Raw genomic sequence first — 14,569 nt, forward strand, 5'->3', positions numbered from 1 at the left:
GGACGGACCGCGACGCGCGCGCGGTCCGTCCGTTCCCGCCGACGTCACGTCAGGGCGACGAGACGCCGACTGGTGATCCGCGAAGCAGCTCCGACGAGGAGCAGCAGCACGGCAAGCAACAGCAGTGCCCCGCTGTCACCACCAGTCATGGCCAGGGTGGGCGCCGCCTTCGCGGCCGAGAACAGGGAGGGCAGCGCCGACGCGGCCGGAGGGTCGGCGGAGGCGGCGCCCCCGCTGTCGCCGGCGCCGGTGGCACCACCGGGCGGGAGCTCACCACCGGTGGAGGTGCCGGGGTCGCCCGGGGCGCCGGGACCCGACCCACCGGGAGTCACCGGGCTCGTGCTGGTGCTCCCGGTCGTGCTGGAGTTACCCAGGACGGACACGGCATTGCCGCTCGCGGATACCGGAGCCGCCGCCGGAGCRGYGACCTGGTTACCACCACCGGTCGCGTCCTGACCCGAGGTCGAGTCACCCGCCGCGGTGCCACCGGAGGAACCGGCCGACGAACCGGCCGGAGCCGACGCCGTCGAGCCCGAGGACGAGGAGTCCCCCAGCACCGACACGGCATTGCCRCTCGCGGATACCGGAGCCGCCGCCGGAGCGGYGACCTGGTTGCCACCACCGGTCGCGCCCTGAGCCGACGTGGTGTCAGATCCCGAGCCTGCAGGAGCCGACGTCGTGGACGACGCCGTCGAGCCCGAGGACGAGGAGTCCCCCAGCACCGACACGGCATTGCCACTCGCGGATACCGGAGCCGCCGCCGGAGCAGTCACCTGGTTACCACCACCGGTCGCGTCCTGACCCGAGGTCGAGTCACCCGCAGCGGTGCCACCGGACGAACCGGCCGACGAACCGGCCGGAGCCGACGCCGACCCCGAGGACGAGGAGTCCCCCAGCACCGACACGGCATTGCCGCTCGCGGACGCCGGAGCCGCCGCCGGAGCAGTCACCTGGTTACCACCACCGGTCGCGCCCTGACCCGAGGTCGAGTCACCCGCAGCGGTGCCACCGGACGAACCGGCCGACGAACCGGCCGGAGCCGACGCCGACCCCGAGGACGAGGAGTCCCCCAGCACCGACACGGCATTGCCGCTCGCGGATACCGGAGCCGCCGCCGGAGCAGTGACCTGGTTACCACCACCGGTCGCCCCCTGACCCGAGGTCGAGTCACCCGCCGCGGTGCCACCGGACGAACCGGCCGGAGCCGACGCCGTCGAGCCCGAGGACGAGGAGTCCCCCAGCACCGACACGGCATTGCCGCTCGCGGACGCCGGAGCCGCCGCCGGAGCAGTCACCTGGTTGCCACCACCGGTCGCGCTCTGACCCGAGGTCGACTCACCGGCCGCGGTGCCACCGGACGAACCGGCCGGAGCCGACGCCGACCCCGAGGACGAGGAGTCCCCCAGCACCGACACGGCATTGCCACTCGCGGATACCGGAGCCGCCGCCGGAGCAGTCACCTGGTTACCACCACCGGTCGCGCCCTGGCCCGACGTGGTGTCAGATCCCGAGCCGGCAGGAGCCGACGTCGCGGACGACGCCGAACCGGAGCTTGCCGAGTCGCCGACCACCGAGATCGAGTTGCCCGTCGGTGTGACGGGGGCGAAGACGGACGTTGCCGCTTGGTTGCCACCCAGAGCGCTGTCAGCGCCCGTGGTGCTGTCATCGGCCGAGGCTTGTCCTGCGAAGAACAGGATGYCGCCCCCGACCACGAGGGCTACTTCGAGCCCTCGACGCAGATATGCATGCATGGTCATTCCTTCCTGATCGTGCTGTGTCGCCCGCGAGGCGGGCATGGCTCGTGAGCGCCTGCTGGGAGGCGCCGGAGCAGCATCAATCAGGTCGAGAGCCGGGCTGAGCCGGCAGTCCCCGAGGGGCTCGCCAGTCGGACGCGCTGGATCCCCTCGGGGTGAAGGCGGGAAGAACGATGGCTGAGTCGATCGAGGCAAGCTCCTCCGACGAGGTTCCGCCACCCGGGTTGGGTGCCGAGCTGGTCGGGGGCATCGGAGACTGCGGTGCCGGGAATGGCCCGGGCGGTTCAGATGGTCCGGGACCGGTAGACACTGGCGTCGCGCCTATGGCCACGATGGCGGACCGCACTCCCGTGCCTGTCGTCTTCGAGTCGAACGAAGCCAGGGCCAGCCCGCGAGGAACGGTTGCGGGACGGGTGGGAGACGGTCGATTCCCTTGCGTTGCAGGCGAATCCGCAGCCTGGATCGCCACTTCTGGATCCGGGACGTGAAACACAGGTAGCTTCTTGGGCAACGGAGCCTTCGACAGGTCGGGCAGTGGCACGTCCACGAGTGGATCTCGCCCCACGACGGGAACCGTGTCCGACACCGTCACCACAGCGTCGGCGATGACCACCACAGGTGCCTCGAGCGCCGGGACGGCTGCGGCAACGGCTTTCAGCGACTGTGCGGCGGCGTCCACCCTGTCCGAGGTCGTGCTCACCGGCTTCTCCACCGAGGCGATGAGCGCAGCTGCTGAGGCGGGTGCGGGACGCTCAGCAGCGTCGGCCCGCACGGAGGAGAACAGGACCCAGGCGAGGCACAAGAAGGCAGCGCAGACGAACAGCCTCAACAGGCTGCTGATGCGCCCCGTCCCCCGCATGTAGTCGTCCCCAAGCTCCCCGGCTCAAGGTGTTTACCTGATTTCAGTGGATCATGGCTCACCGGGCTCCGCAACCAGGGGCACCCTGCTGACGCCGGAATTGAGGTCAGGAACTGACCGCATCCCGCCCTAGCCTGAACTCATGAGCCAGACAACCGAGACCCTTCCCACCGCCCCCTCGTCGAACGCAGGCTCGGGAGAACGCGCCGACCTGCTGGAGGCGCTGCGCAAGCATCGTGGCTTCCTCCGCTTCGCCGTCAAGGAGCTCATCGACGACCAGGCGCGCACCCGGACGACCGTCAGCGAGCTCACCCTGGGCGGGCTCGTCAAGCACGTCGCGGACGTCGAGGCGCAGTGGGCGACCTTCATGGTCGAGGGCAGTGGCTCGGCGCCGGAGATCGACTGGGCGTCGATCGACTGGGCGAACCCGCCGGCCGAGGTGGCCGCCTTCGCGGACTCCCACCGAATGCTCGACGGTGAGACGCTCGCCGGTGAGCTCGCCCGGTACGAGGAGGTTGCCCGTCACACCGACGAGCTCGTCCTGACGCTCGACCTGGACACGGTCCACGAGCTGCCCAAGGCCCCCTGGTTCGAGCCGGGGGCGACCTGGTCGGTTCGCCGGACCGTGCTGCACATCCTCGCCGAGACGTCGCAGCATGCCGGCCACGCAGACATCATCCGTGAGTCCCTCGACGGCCAGAAGACGATGGGCTGACCAACGTCGAGGCCCCAGTCACCACGATGGTGACCGGGGCCTCGACGGCGCTCACGCGGCATACCGAAAACGGTTGCAGCGCAGCGGGACTCAGCTGTTGACGAGCGACCGCAGGACGTACTGCAGGATGCCACCGTTGCGGTAGTAGTCGGCCTCACCGGGGGTGTCGATGCGAACGACCGCGTCGAACTCCACAGGGTCGGCGCCTTCGCGGACGGCGGAGACCTTCACGGTCTTGGGCGTCCGGCCCTCGTTGAGCTCGGTGATGCCCGAGATCGAGATCGTCTCCGTGCCGTCCAGGCCGAGCGAGTCCGCGGACTGCCCCGCCGGGTACTGCAGCGGGATCACGCCCATGCCGATCAGGTTGGAGCGGTGGATGCGCTCGTAGGACTCGGCGATGACAGCGCGCACGCCCAGCAGGCGGGTGCCCTTGGCAGCCCAGTCCCGTGACGAGCCCGAGCCGTACTCCTTCCCCGACAGGATGACCAGCGGCACACCCGCTGCCTGGTAGGCGGCCGAGGCGTCGTAGATCGTCGTCTGCTCGCCCGCCTTCGCGGAGGCAGTGTCGACGAAGGTCTTCGTGAAGCCGCCCTCGACGCCGTCCAGCAGGAGGTTCTTGAGCCGGATGTTGGCGAACGTGCCGCGGATCATCACCTCGTGGTTGCCGCGTCGTGAGCCGTAGGAGTTGAAGTCCTTGCGGTCGACGCCGTGCTCGGCGAGGTAGGTCCCGGCGGGACTGTCGGCCTTGATCGAACCGGCCGGGCTGATGTGGTCGGTCGTGACCGAGTCGCCCAGCTTCGCCAGCACCCGTGCATCCGAGATGTCCGAGACCGGCGTGGTCTCCATGGTCATGCCGTCGAAGTACGGGGGCTTGCGCACGTAGGTCGAGTCGTCGGCCCAGTCGAAGGTCTTGCCCTCGGGCGTCGGCAGCGACCTCCAACGCTCGTCGCCGGCGAACACGTCGGCGTAGTCGCTGGTGAACATCTCCTTGTTGATGCTCTCGGTGATGGTCCGCTCCACGTCGTCCGGTGTCGGCCACAGGTCCTTGAGGAAGACATCGTTGCCGTCGGTGTCCTGGCCCAGCGGCTCGGCGTCGAAGTCGAAGTCCATCGTCCCGGCGAGGGCGTAGGCGATGACCAGCGGCGGCGACGCGAGATAGTTCATCTTCACGTCCGGGTTGATCCGGCCCTCGAAGTTGCGGTTGCCCGAGAGCACCGAGACCACGGCCAGGTCGTTCTCGTTGATGGCCGCGGAGATCTCGTCCGAGAGGGGCCCGGAGTTTCCGATGCAGGTGGTGCAGCCGTAGCCGACGAGGTGGAAGCCGAGCTTCTCGAGGTAGGGCCACATGCCGGCCTTCTCGTAGTAGTCCGAGACGACCTTGGAGCCCGGCGCCATCGACGTCTTGACCCACGGCGCCACGGTCAGCCCGCGGTCCACGGCGTTCTTGGCGAGCATTGCCGCAGCCATCATGACCGACGGGTTGGAGGTGTTGGTGCAGCTCGTGATCGAGGCGATCGAGACGATGCCGTGGTCGATCTCAAACGTCGCCCCCTCGGCCGAGGTGACGCTCACCCTCTTGGTGGGTCGACCCGCGCCGTCACCTTCGTAGGCCGGCTTGTCGCCACCGTTGGTGCCGTCGGTGCTGCCCTGCGGCGAGGGGTCGCTCGCGGGGAAGCTGGTGGCCGCACCGGCGTCGCCCTCGTGGTGCGCGACGTAGGTGGGAAGCACCTTGCGGAAGGCGTCCTTGGCGTCGGTGAGCGCGATGCGGTCCTGCGGGCGCTTCGGGCCGGCGATCGAGGGGACCACCGTCGAAAGGTCGAGCTCGAGCCGCTCGGAGTAGCGCGCCTCGGGCTGGTCGGGCCCGGCGTGCAGCCACATGCCCTGCTCCTTGGCGTAGGCCTCCACGAGCGCCACCGACTCGTCGGAACGGCCGGTGAGGCGCAGGTACTCCAGGGTCACGTCGTCGATCGGGAAGATCGCGCACGTCGAGCCGAACTCGGGGCTCATGTTGCCGATCGTGGCGCGGTTGGCAAGTGGCACGGCCGAAACGCCTTCGCCGTAGAACTCGACGAACTTGCCGACGACGCCGTGCGCGCGCAGCTGCTCGGTGATGGTCAGGACCACGTCGGTCGCGGTCGCACCGGCGGGGATGGACCCGGACAGCTTGAAGCCGACGACGCGCGGGATGAGCATCGAGACGGGCTGGCCGAGCATCGCGGCCTCGGCCTCGATCCCACCGACGCCCCAGCCGAGCACCCCGAGCCCGTTGACCATGGTGGTGTGCGAGTCGGTGCCGACGCAGGTGTCGGGGTAGGCCACACCGTCGCGGACCATCACCGTGCGCGCGAGGTGCTCGATGTTGACCTGGTGGACGATGCCGGTGCCGGGCGGCACGACCTTGAAGTCCTCGAACGCCGTCTGGCCCCAGCGCAGGAACTGGTACCGCTCGCCGTTGCGCTGGTACTCGATCTCCACGTTGCGCTCGAAGGCGTCGGCGCGGCCGAAGACGTCGATGATGACCGAGTGGTCGATGACCATCTCGGCCGGGCTCAGGGGGTTGATCTTGGCCGGGTCGCCGCCGAGGTCGGCCACTGCCTCGCGCATGGTGGCCAGGTCGACGATGCAGGGCACCCCCGTGAAGTCCTGCATGAGGACGCGGGCGGGGGTGAACTGGATCTCGGTGTCGGGTTCGGCGCTCTCGTCCCAGGCGCCGAGGGCCCGGATGTGGTCCGCGGTGATGTTGGCACCGTCCTCGGTGCGCAGGAGGTTCTCCAGCAGCACCTTCAGGCTGTACGGGAGGGTCTCGCTGCCCTCGACCGCGCTCAGTCGGTAGACCTCGTAGGAGTTGTCACCGAYCTTCAGCTCACCGTGGGCGTTGAAGCTGTTCGTGCTGGCCACTGCCTGCTCCTTCGATGCTCTGGGATCGTTGCTGTGAGGCTGCACCAGGTCGTGCTCGATGCGCACCCGATTTATCTTGACGTCAAGATATCACGTCGGTCAGGCCTGTGCCTGATCCTGCTCCACGGGCGAGCGCAGCGAAAGTGCAAGCCCGTGCCGGCCGGCTTCCCGGCATCACGCACCGGTCCTCTCGAACAGGGCGATGCACTCGACGTGGTGGGTCATCGGGAAGGCGTCGAAGGCCCGGAGCTCGCCCAGCCGGTACCCCTCCTCCGCGAGGAATGCTGTGTCCCGCGCCAGCGCCGAGGGGTCGCAGGCGACGTAGGCGATCGCCCGGGGCCCCAGAGCCGCCACCTGGGCGGCGACGGCGCGGCCGGCTCCGGTGCGTGGCGGGTCGAGCACGACGAGGTCTGCGCGCAGAGGCAGCAAGGGGTGACGCCGCAGCTTGCGCGAACGCTGTGCGCGGTTGCGCGCGGGGCCCGACCGGTGCGCCCGTGGCACACCGAACGCGTCGTCCACTCGCGCCCGCACCACGACCACCGACGGGTATGCCGCGAGGTTGCCCGCCGCCGAGGCCACGGCTTGGGTGTCGGACTCCACGGCGACGACCTTGCCCGACTCCCCCACGCGCTCGGCCAGGGCCGCCGCGAAGAGTCCCACCCCGGCATACAGGTCGAGTGCGGTCTCACCCGGCTTGGGGGCGAGCATGTCGGTCACGGTGTCGACGAAAGTCGCGGCCGCCCCTGGGTGGACCTGCCAGAAACCGCGAGCCGACACCTCGAAGCTGCCCGAGAAGCTTTGTGCTGCAACGCGCTCCGTGACGACTGGAGCATCCGCCTCACCGGAGGGGACGGGGACGACGACGGCCTCGCCCTCGGACGGTGCCGCGACGTCGACGGCCACCTCGCCGGACCAGTCCTTGGCCAGCACACCGGTCGCCACGACGCGGGGGTCCGCGATGAGGCAGGACTCGACGGGAATGACATCGTGGGACCGGCTCCCCCTCAGCCCGGCCCGACCGGCGTCGTCGACGGCGAACTCCACCCGGGTGCGCCACCCGAGTCCGGCATCGTCGCCCGGCAGCGGATCGACGGCCACGTCGACGTCCCGCTTGGCGAGCCGGGAGAACTGCTCTCGGACGACAGCGGTCTTGAGCTCGCGCTGGTAGGAAAGCTCTGCGTGCTGGAAGTCGCAGCCGCCGCACAGTCCCGGCGCGGCATACCGACAGGGCGGGACGACCCGGTGCGGGCTGGCCTCGAGCACCTCGACGCAGTCGGCCCGCACGAAGCGCTGACCCTCGCGCGCCTCGGTGACCTGCGCGTGGACGCGCTCCCCCGGCAACGCGTGACGGACGAACACGACGCGGCCCTCGTGCCTGGCCACGCAGAAGCCGCCATGGGCCACAGGGCCGATGTCGAGCACCACGACGTCGCCGACGGCGAGGGCAGCTGGTGTGGTCGGAGGAGCGCTCACTGGCCGAGTCGGACCGAGCCCGCGGTCGGGCCGTCGAACCGCTCCTCTGCCCCCTGGGAGGAGGCCAGCTGCCACGGGACGCTGGCCACCATGACACCGGGTGTGAAGAGCAGCCGGCCCTTGAGCCGCAGGGCGCTCTGGTTGTGCAGCACCTGCTCGTACCACTTGCCCAGGACGTACTCCGGGATGTAGACGACGACCACGTCCCGGGGATGGCCGGACCGCAGGGACTTGACGTACTCGACGACAGGACGGGTGATCTCGCGATAGGGCGAGTCCAGTGCCTTGAGGGGCACAGGGATGTCGCGGCGGTCCCACTCCTCCTGCAGCGCCTTGGTCTCATCCGGCTCCACGTTGACCGTGATGGCCTCGAGCTTGGACGGCCGGGTGGCGCGGGCGTAGGCGAGCGCGCGCAGGGTGGGCTTGTGGATCTTGGAGACGAGGACGATCGCGTGCACGCGGCTCGGCAGCAGCTGGGCGTCGAGGTCGTCCTCGCTGAGGCGCAGCTCGTCGCGAACCCGCTCGTAGTGCTTGCGGATGCGCAGCATGATGAAGAAGATCACGATCATCGCGGCGATGGCGTAGCCCGCGCCGTGGACGAACTTGGTGAGCAGCACCACGACGAGGACCACCCCGGACATCGTGGCGCCGATCGCGTTGATCACCCTGCTCCGCATCATCTTGCGCCGCTCCGCGCCGTCGCGCTCCAGCCGCAGGTGCCGGTTCCAGTGCCGGATCATGCCCGTCTGGCTGAGGGTGAACGACACGAAGACACCGACGATGTAGAGCTGGATGAGCTTGGTGACCTCGGCGTGGTAGATGACGATGAGCAGCGCGGCGGCGCCGGCCAGGATGAGGATGCCGTTGGAGAAGGCCAGCCGGTCGCCGCGGGTGTGCAGCTGACGGGGCAGGTAGCCGTCCTTGGCGAGGATCGAGCCCAGCACCGGGAAGCCGTTGAAGGCCGTGTTGGCGGCCAGGATGAGGATCAGCCCCGCGACGATCGAGACGATGATCACGCCGGGGTGGAAGCCGGAGAACACCGCCTTGGACACCTGCCCCATGATCGTGTCCTGGACGTAGTCGGCGGGGACTGGCCGACCGTCCGGCTTCAGCAGCTGCGTGTGGGGGTCCTCGGCGAACTTGATGCCGGTCCACTTCGCCAGGACGAGCATCGACATCAACATGGTGATCGAGACCAGCCCCATCAGCAGCAGCGTGGTCGCGGCGTTCCGGGACTTGGGCTTCTTGAAGGCCGGAACGCCGTTGGAGATCGCCTCGACACCCGTGAGCGCCGCACAGCCCGAGGAGAAGGCCCTCAGGAGCAGGAACATCATGGCGAAGCTGCCCAGCGACGCGAAGCCCTTCTCCGGGGCGAGGGTCAGGCTGGCGCTCTCGGCTTGGGGCAGCGTCCCGCCGACCTCCCGGACCAGCCCGACGACGCCCATTCCGAGGACGCTCGCCATGAAGGCATAGACCGGAATGGCGAAGGCCTTGCCCGACTCGCGAACCCCACGCAGGTTCATGGCCGTCAGCAACGCGACCAGACCGACCGCCACGATCACCTCGTGGCCGCGGATGAACGGCAGCGCGGCCGCGGCGTTCTGGACGCCCGAGGAGATCGACACCGCCACCGTCAGCACGTAGTCGACCAGCAGCGCCGCGGCCACCGTCAGACCAGCCTTCGGCCCGAGGTTGGTGGTGGCCACCTCGTAGTCGCCACCACCCGAGGGGTAGGCGTGGACGTTCTGTCGGTAGGACGCGACCACGACCAGCATGACGCCGACCACGCACAGCCCGATCTGCCACGAGTGGGTCAGGGCGAGGAAGCCGCCTGCGAGTCCCAGGGTCAGGAAGATCTCGTCCGGCGCATAGGCGACCGACGACAGCGCGTCGCTCGCGAAGATCGGGAGGGCGAGCCTCTTGGGGAGCAGCGTCTCGCCCAGACGGTCACTGCGCATCGCGCGTCCGACGAGCACGCGCTTGACGACACGTCCAGAGGTGGGCACGGCCAACACTCTAGGGCGCGCCATCCACGGCTGCGCGGCGCCCTGCGGACGCCGGAGGCCGCGGTGTAGCGTCGGCGTCGTGCACTTCGTCATCATGGGCTGCGGCCGAGTGGGCTCCTCCCTCGCGCTCAGCCTCGAGAGCCAGGGCCACGACGTCGCGATCATCGACCAGGAGGAGTCGGCCTTTCGTCGGCTGGGGTCCGCCTTCGAGGGTCGCAGGGTCACCGGCGTGGGGTTCGACCGGGACACCCTCCACGAAGCCGGGATCGCTGACGCCTACGCGTTCGCGGCTGTCTCGAGTGGTGACAACTCCAACATCCTCGCGGCCCGCGTGGCCCGCGAGACCTTCGGTGTCGAGCACGTGGTCGCGCGCATCTACGACCCCGGTCGCGCCGAGGTCTACCAGCGGCTCGGCATACCCACCGTGGCGACGGTGAAGTGGACGGCCGACCAGATGCTGCGCCGGCTGCTCCCCCAGGGACACGTCCCCGAGCTCGTCGACCCGTCCGGCAACGTGGTCATCGCCGAGGTGACGGTCAACCCTGCCTGGGTGGGCCACCGCATCAGTGAGCTCGAGGAGGCCACCGGCAGCCGAGCGGCCTACCTGACGCGGCTGGGTGCCGCGATCCTGCCGGGGACCGACAGCGTCTTCCAGGAGGGAGACCTGCTCCACCTCGCGAGCCTCGCGAGCGAGCTCGCCTCCGTCGAGCGCACCCTTGACTCACCGCCCCTCGTGACCGAGCACTGAGCCAGACCGAGCCGTAAGGAAGAAGCATGCGCGTCGTCATCGCCGGGGCAGGCAGCGTGGGCCGCTCGATCGCCCGCGAGCTCCTCCACAACGGCCACCAGGTGCTCCTCATGGACCGGGAGCGCAAGGACGTCCAGGCAAGCAAGATCCCGGATGCCAACTGGCTCCTCGCCGACGCCTGTGAGATCACGGCCCTGCACGAGGCCGGCCTGGCCGAGTGCGACGTGGTCGTCGCGGCGACCGGTGACGACAAGGTGAACCTCGTGGTCTCCTTGCTGGCCAAGACCGAGTTCGGTGTGCCGCGTACGGTCGCCCGCGTCAACAACCCCAAGAACGAGTGGATGTTCGACGAGGCCTGGGGGGTCGACGTCGCGGTGTCCACCCCACGCCTCATGACCGCGCTCGTCGAGGAGGCCGTCAGCGTCGGTGACCTCGTCCGCATCTTCCAGTTCCAGCAGGGCAAGGCCACGATGGTCGAGCTGACCCTGCCCCCCGAGAGCCCATATGCGGGCAAGCGCGTCGGTGACGTGGCGTTCCCGGGAGAGACCGTGCTGGTCGGGATCATCCGCGAGGACCACCCCATCGCCCCCAGCAGGGACGACTCGCTCGAGCCGCACGACGAGCTGCTGTTCATCTCGACGCCCGAGTTCGAGGACGAGCTCGAGGCGATGCTCAGCCCGGGTCAGCGGGTCCCGCGCGGCGAGGAGTGACCTGAGCCCCCGCGCTCGGTCGCCCGGGTGCTCGGCCGGCTCAGGCTCGCAGCTCTGACTCGTCCGACGCGACGGGCTCCTGCGTCTCGGAGTCGTCCATCGTCCCGTCGTCGAGCTCTGGCGGCGTGTGTCCCTTGACCAGCAACAGGCCCATCACGCCGACGCCTGCCAGCCACAGGGGCCACCCGAGGACGACCTTCGCGACGCCCAGGAGGGCCACCTGCTCCGCCAGGTAGAGCGGCACCATGATGAGCAACCGCAGGACGAACAGGCCGACCAGGACCAGGGTCAGCCGCTGACAGACCCGGACCAGCCCGCGGTCGCGGTGCCAGCCGACCGGGTCGTCGGCCATCCGCGGGTCACCGGCGCCGACCATGAAGCCGACCAGCGGCCACCGGACCGCGACGGACACGGTCGCCACCGCGAGCATCACGGCATTCCAGATGATGCCGGGCAGGAAGGCATCCTGGGCGCGACCGCTGCGCAGGGCGAAGAAGGCCGCGATGGCCGTGGGGAACACGGCCGAGAGGACGTACTGGAGGCTCTGCCGCTGCACGATCCGCACCACGGCAAGGACCACGGTCACCACCACCGAGGCGACGATGGCCGTCGTCAGGTCCTGGCGCCACACCCACAGGACGACGAAGGCCACAGTGGGCAGGGCCGTCTCCACGGAGCCGCGCCAACCACCCAGGGCGGTCGACAGGCGATGGCGGATGAGCTCCTCGACGGTGGCGCCGGAGCTCAGTTCAGTGGGCACGCAGCGGGACGATCTCGTAGGAGGGGTTGAAGATCGTGGGGATGCCGCGGCTGTAGGTCACCCGTCCGTGGGCGCGCAGGTAAGTGCCCGGCTGGATGCCACCGATGGTCCGCCGCCCCAGCCAGATGAGGTTGATGGTGCGGCTGCCGTCGTAGAGGTCGATCACGAGCGCAGGGACGTTGACGCGGGGGCGCAGGGTCACCGCACGTACCGTGCCCGACACGGTCGCCTCCTGGCGGTCCAACAGGTCGGACATGGGGGTGCAGCCCATCCGGGCGGCATCCTCCTTGAGCTCGTCGGCCTCGATCTGGGTGACCGACTTGGTGAGCCGCTCCCCGAGCCGGGACAACGCCGACTTGCGGCCGTGCGCAGGATGCTGGGCGACGGTGCTGGGCTGCTTGGTGGCCATGATGTGTCCTACCTGACCTCGGTGATCTCGGGACCCCGCTCGAAGGGCTTGAGGTCGTCGACGTGTCCGGATGCCCGCTGCGCGTCGGCACTGTCGACGTCGGCCGGCGAACCACCGGCCTGGGCACCGTCGACCTCAGGCACCTCGATCTGCTCAGGAAGCTTGAGCAACAGCATCTCGCGGGGCGCCATCGCGGCGTCGCCACGGACGACGACGGTGCTCCGCACGACCTCCAGCAGGGGCGCCGCCGCCTCGTCCTCGATGGCGGCACGGCCGGAGAAGACCGCCCGCAGGAACCATCGGGGTCCATCCACCCCGGCGAAACGGGCGGGGGCGAAGACGGTGCGCCCATCAGGCCCGGCAGAGGGCATTCTCGTGCGCAGCTCCGTGCCGAACGGACCGCGGGCCTCGTCGGCGGTGCCGCCCTGGGCCAGGATCGACTCGGCGATCTCGGCGCGGATGTCGTCCCAGATGCCCAACGTCTTGGGCGCGGCGAAGGCCTGGATCTGCACCGCGGAGTCACCGATGACGGCAGTGGCGCCGACCACCTGGTTGGCCGCCTCGTCGACCTCCAGACGCAGTTCCATGCCCGGGACCCCCTGGATGCGCAGGGCACCGAGGTCCAGCCGTCCGTCGCCGTCGACGTCGACCTCCGTGGAGTCGAACGGCCCCTGGGCCCCGGGCCGCTCGACCGTGTCGACGGAGTCGTCAACGGTCGCGTCGACCGGTTCCTCCACCGTCTCGTCGACGGGCTGGTCAAGGTCCTCCACGTCAGCCGCGTCGGTGTTCTTGCCTCGTCGGAAAATGCCCACTGGTGTGTCAGTCCTTCGTTGTCTGGGTGTGGTCGCCGAAGCCGCCACTGGCACCGTGTCCAGTGTCGCCCCGTGAGGTGGCTTCGAGCGAATCAACCTCGAGGAACTCCACCCGCGCGACCTGCTGGACCACCAGCTGGGCGATGCGGTCGCCACGACGGACCGTGAAGGCGTCACGCGGGTCGAGGTTGATCAGGTTGACGAGAATCTCGCCCCGGTAGCCCGCATCGACCGTGCCCGGGGCGTTCACGATGCTGATCCCGTGCTTGGCCGCCAGGCCGGAGCGGGGGTGGACGAGGCCGACCCAGCCGTCCGGGATCGCCAGTGCCACCCCGGTGGGGACCAGGCTGCGCTCCCCCGGCTCGAGGGTGAGGTCGGCGGCGGCGCACAGGTCCGCTCCTGCATCGCCGGGGTGGGCGTAGGACGGAAGTGGCAGCCCGGCGTCGAGGCGGCGCACGCCGACCGGGACCGTCGACGGGGGAACGAGAGAAGGGCCAGTCACGTGGACTGACCCTATCTCGGCACCGATCGTCCCCGTGTCACGGATCGTGTCACCCGGGGGGCGGCTCACGGTGTCACCGCTCACCTACGCGGCGCACTCCCGGCACACCATCTGGCCGCCGGACTCGGAAGCGAGCTGGCTGCGGTGGTGCACGAGGAAGCACCGTGAGCAGGTGAACTCGTCGTACTGGCGCGGAATGACCCGCACCGAGAGCTCTTCACCGGACAGGTCCGCACCAGGCAGCTCGAAGCCCTCGGCCTGCTCGGTCTCGTCGACGTCCACGCTGGACGCGCTCTTGTCGACGCGGCGGGACTTCAACTCCTCGATCGAGTCCTCGGACAGCTCGTCGTCGGTCTTGCGCGGCGCGTCGTAGTCAGTCGCCATGGTCGCTGTCGCTCTCCCTGTTGTGTCGGTGATCTGTGTCTCCCCGTGCATCGGAAAGACGAGTCGCCGGTGTTAACGCTGGTGCCTGCGGTTTTGTGCCCACCGCAGGCGGGGATTGTGCCCTATCCGGGGCGCCACGTCACCATCGGGTCCAGATTCGGCCCTCCAGTGCCTCTCGCGACCCCTGCGGTACGTGCCACGCCGCGGCCAAGCGCAGGTCTGGGTTCACCCAAGATTCATCCAGATCGGGCAGCCCCAACTCCCACGAATGCCGGGTGTACCCGTAGAGTCCTCACCTCCGGCCCGGCCGACCCGACTCGTGAAATGACGAAGAGAGGGGTGCACGATGACCGAGTTCCACACCGAAATCACCCAGCGCGCCGCCCGCGCAGCACAGTCCCTGCGCACAGCCCAGGAGTCCGGCGACGACTACCTCGCCACCGTCCGTGAAGCCGAGCTCGAGAGCCTGGCCCGCCTCGCGGACGAGCACGGCCTGCGCATCCCCGAGCTCACCAACTACAGCGCAGCCTGACCAACCG

At 69.5% G+C, this 14,569-nt stretch carries 14 protein-coding genes; 5 read left to right on the forward strand and 9 right to left on the reverse strand.

Annotated features, from left to right (window positions below; translation table 11 throughout):
- Positions 1-44: 44 nt before the first annotated feature.
- On the reverse strand, positions 45-1,751 hold the full coding sequence (locus AC1DXJ_RS15245; protein WP_477637412.1) for a chaplin family protein: 1,707 nt from the start codon (positions 1,749-1,751) through the stop codon (positions 45-47).
- A gap of 608 nt (positions 1,752-2,359) precedes the next feature.
- On the opposite strand from AC1DXJ_RS15245, the gene AC1DXJ_RS15250 reads away from it, so the two are divergent.
- Both AC1DXJ_RS15250 and AC1DXJ_RS15255 read left to right on the forward strand, forming a co-directional pair.
- Positions 2,360-2,617: a hypothetical protein gene (locus AC1DXJ_RS15250; RefSeq protein ID WP_477637413.1), complete on the forward strand. Its 258-nt coding sequence runs from the start codon at positions 2,360-2,362 to the stop codon at positions 2,615-2,617.
- A gap of 138 nt (positions 2,618-2,755) precedes the next feature.
- On the forward strand, positions 2,756-3,328 hold the full coding sequence (locus AC1DXJ_RS15255) for a DinB family protein (RefSeq protein WP_477637414.1): 573 nt from the start codon (positions 2,756-2,758) through the stop codon (positions 3,326-3,328).
- Between the two features lie 90 nt (positions 3,329-3,418).
- On the opposite strand, the gene acnA is transcribed toward AC1DXJ_RS15255, so the two are convergent.
- From acnA to AC1DXJ_RS15270, 3 genes are all read right to left on the reverse strand, one after another.
- Positions 3,419-6,226 (reverse strand): aconitate hydratase AcnA, encoded by a 2,808-nt coding sequence (acnA, locus tag AC1DXJ_RS15260; RefSeq protein ID WP_477637415.1) that lies wholly within the window; start codon positions 6,224-6,226, stop codon positions 3,419-3,421.
- A gap of 174 nt (positions 6,227-6,400) precedes the next feature.
- Positions 6,401-7,699: a class I SAM-dependent RNA methyltransferase gene (locus tag AC1DXJ_RS15265; RefSeq protein ID WP_477637416.1), complete on the reverse strand. Its 1,299-nt coding sequence runs from the start codon at positions 7,697-7,699 to the stop codon at positions 6,401-6,403.
- Positions 7,696-9,729: an APC family permease gene (locus AC1DXJ_RS15270; protein ID WP_477613150.1), complete on the reverse strand. Its 2,034-nt coding sequence runs from the start codon at positions 9,727-9,729 to the stop codon at positions 7,696-7,698. Before AC1DXJ_RS15270 ends, AC1DXJ_RS15265 begins: the two co-directional genes overlap by 4 nt.
- A 55-nt stretch (positions 9,730-9,784) precedes the next feature.
- Here AC1DXJ_RS15270 and AC1DXJ_RS15275 point away from each other — a divergent pair, with 55 nt between their 5' ends.
- Positions 9,785-10,453, forward strand: a complete 669-nt coding sequence (locus tag AC1DXJ_RS15275; RefSeq protein ID WP_477613151.1) for a potassium channel family protein — start codon at positions 9,785-9,787, stop codon at positions 10,451-10,453.
- A 26-nt stretch (positions 10,454-10,479) separates the two neighbouring features.
- Positions 10,480-11,163, forward strand: coding sequence for a potassium channel family protein (locus AC1DXJ_RS15280; protein ID WP_477613152.1), 684 nt, complete (start codon positions 10,480-10,482; stop codon positions 11,161-11,163).
- A 40-nt stretch (positions 11,164-11,203) separates the two neighbouring features.
- Here AC1DXJ_RS15280 and AC1DXJ_RS15285 read toward each other — a convergent pair whose 3' ends face one another.
- The 5 genes from AC1DXJ_RS15285 to AC1DXJ_RS15305 form a co-directional block, all read right to left on the reverse strand.
- Positions 11,204-11,923 carry a DUF3159 domain-containing protein gene (locus AC1DXJ_RS15285; protein WP_477613153.1) on the reverse strand — a complete coding sequence of 240 codons (720 nt, stop codon included), beginning with the start codon at positions 11,921-11,923 and terminating at the stop codon, positions 11,204-11,206.
- The gene (locus AC1DXJ_RS15290; protein WP_477613154.1) at positions 11,913-12,332 is read right to left on the reverse strand and encodes an OB-fold nucleic acid binding domain-containing protein; all 420 of its coding nucleotides are present in this window, start codon (positions 12,330-12,332) and stop codon (positions 11,913-11,915) included. Before AC1DXJ_RS15290 ends, AC1DXJ_RS15285 begins: the two co-directional genes overlap by 11 nt.
- A gap of 8 nt (positions 12,333-12,340) precedes the next feature.
- Positions 12,341-13,144 (reverse strand): DUF3710 domain-containing protein, encoded by an 804-nt coding sequence (locus tag AC1DXJ_RS15295; RefSeq protein WP_477623657.1) that lies wholly within the window; start codon positions 13,142-13,144, stop codon positions 12,341-12,343.
- Positions 13,145-13,151: 7 nt separating this feature from the next.
- Positions 13,152-13,646 carry a dUTP diphosphatase gene (gene dut, locus AC1DXJ_RS15300; RefSeq protein WP_477613156.1) on the reverse strand — a complete coding sequence of 165 codons (495 nt, stop codon included), beginning with the start codon at positions 13,644-13,646 and terminating at the stop codon, positions 13,152-13,154.
- Between the two features lie 84 nt (positions 13,647-13,730).
- Entirely contained in the window at positions 13,731-14,030 is a 300-nt protein-coding gene (locus AC1DXJ_RS15305) for a DUF4193 domain-containing protein (RefSeq protein WP_056920802.1), read from the reverse strand.
- Between the two features lie 346 nt (positions 14,031-14,376).
- On the opposite strand from AC1DXJ_RS15305, the gene AC1DXJ_RS15310 reads away from it, so the two are divergent.
- Complete coding sequence (locus AC1DXJ_RS15310; protein ID WP_477613157.1) at positions 14,377-14,562, forward strand: hypothetical protein; 186 nt, start codon at positions 14,377-14,379, stop codon at positions 14,560-14,562.
- The last annotated feature ends 7 nt before the right edge of the window (positions 14,563-14,569 follow it).

This window comes from Pedococcus sp. P2_D9 (assembly GCF_056404275.1).

Bases quoted from the DNA above. Each gene is read 5' to 3' on its own strand.
- AC1DXJ_RS15305 (WP_056920802.1), bottom strand. From the start codon at position 14,030: ATGGCGACTGACTACGACGCGCCGCGCAAGACCGACGACGAGCTGTCC.
- AC1DXJ_RS15280 (WP_477613152.1), top strand. From the start codon at position 10,480: ATGCGCGTCGTCATCGCCGGGGCAGGCAGCGTGGGCCGCTCGATCGCC.
- AC1DXJ_RS15250 (WP_477637413.1), top strand. From the start codon at position 2,360: ATGACCACCACAGGTGCCTCGAGCGCCGGGACGGCTGCGGCAACGGCT.
- AC1DXJ_RS15290 (WP_477613154.1), bottom strand. From the start codon at position 12,332: ATGGCCACCAAGCAGCCCAGCACCGTCGCCCAGCATCCTGCGCACGGC.
- AC1DXJ_RS15310 (WP_477613157.1), top strand. From the start codon at position 14,377: ATGACCGAGTTCCACACCGAAATCACCCAGCGCGCCGCCCGCGCAGCA.
- AC1DXJ_RS15255 (WP_477637414.1), top strand. From the start codon at position 2,756: ATGAGCCAGACAACCGAGACCCTTCCCACCGCCCCCTCGTCGAACGCA.
- AC1DXJ_RS15270 (WP_477613150.1), bottom strand. From the start codon at position 9,729: ATGGCGCGCCCTAGAGTGTTGGCCGTGCCCACCTCTGGACGTGTCGTC.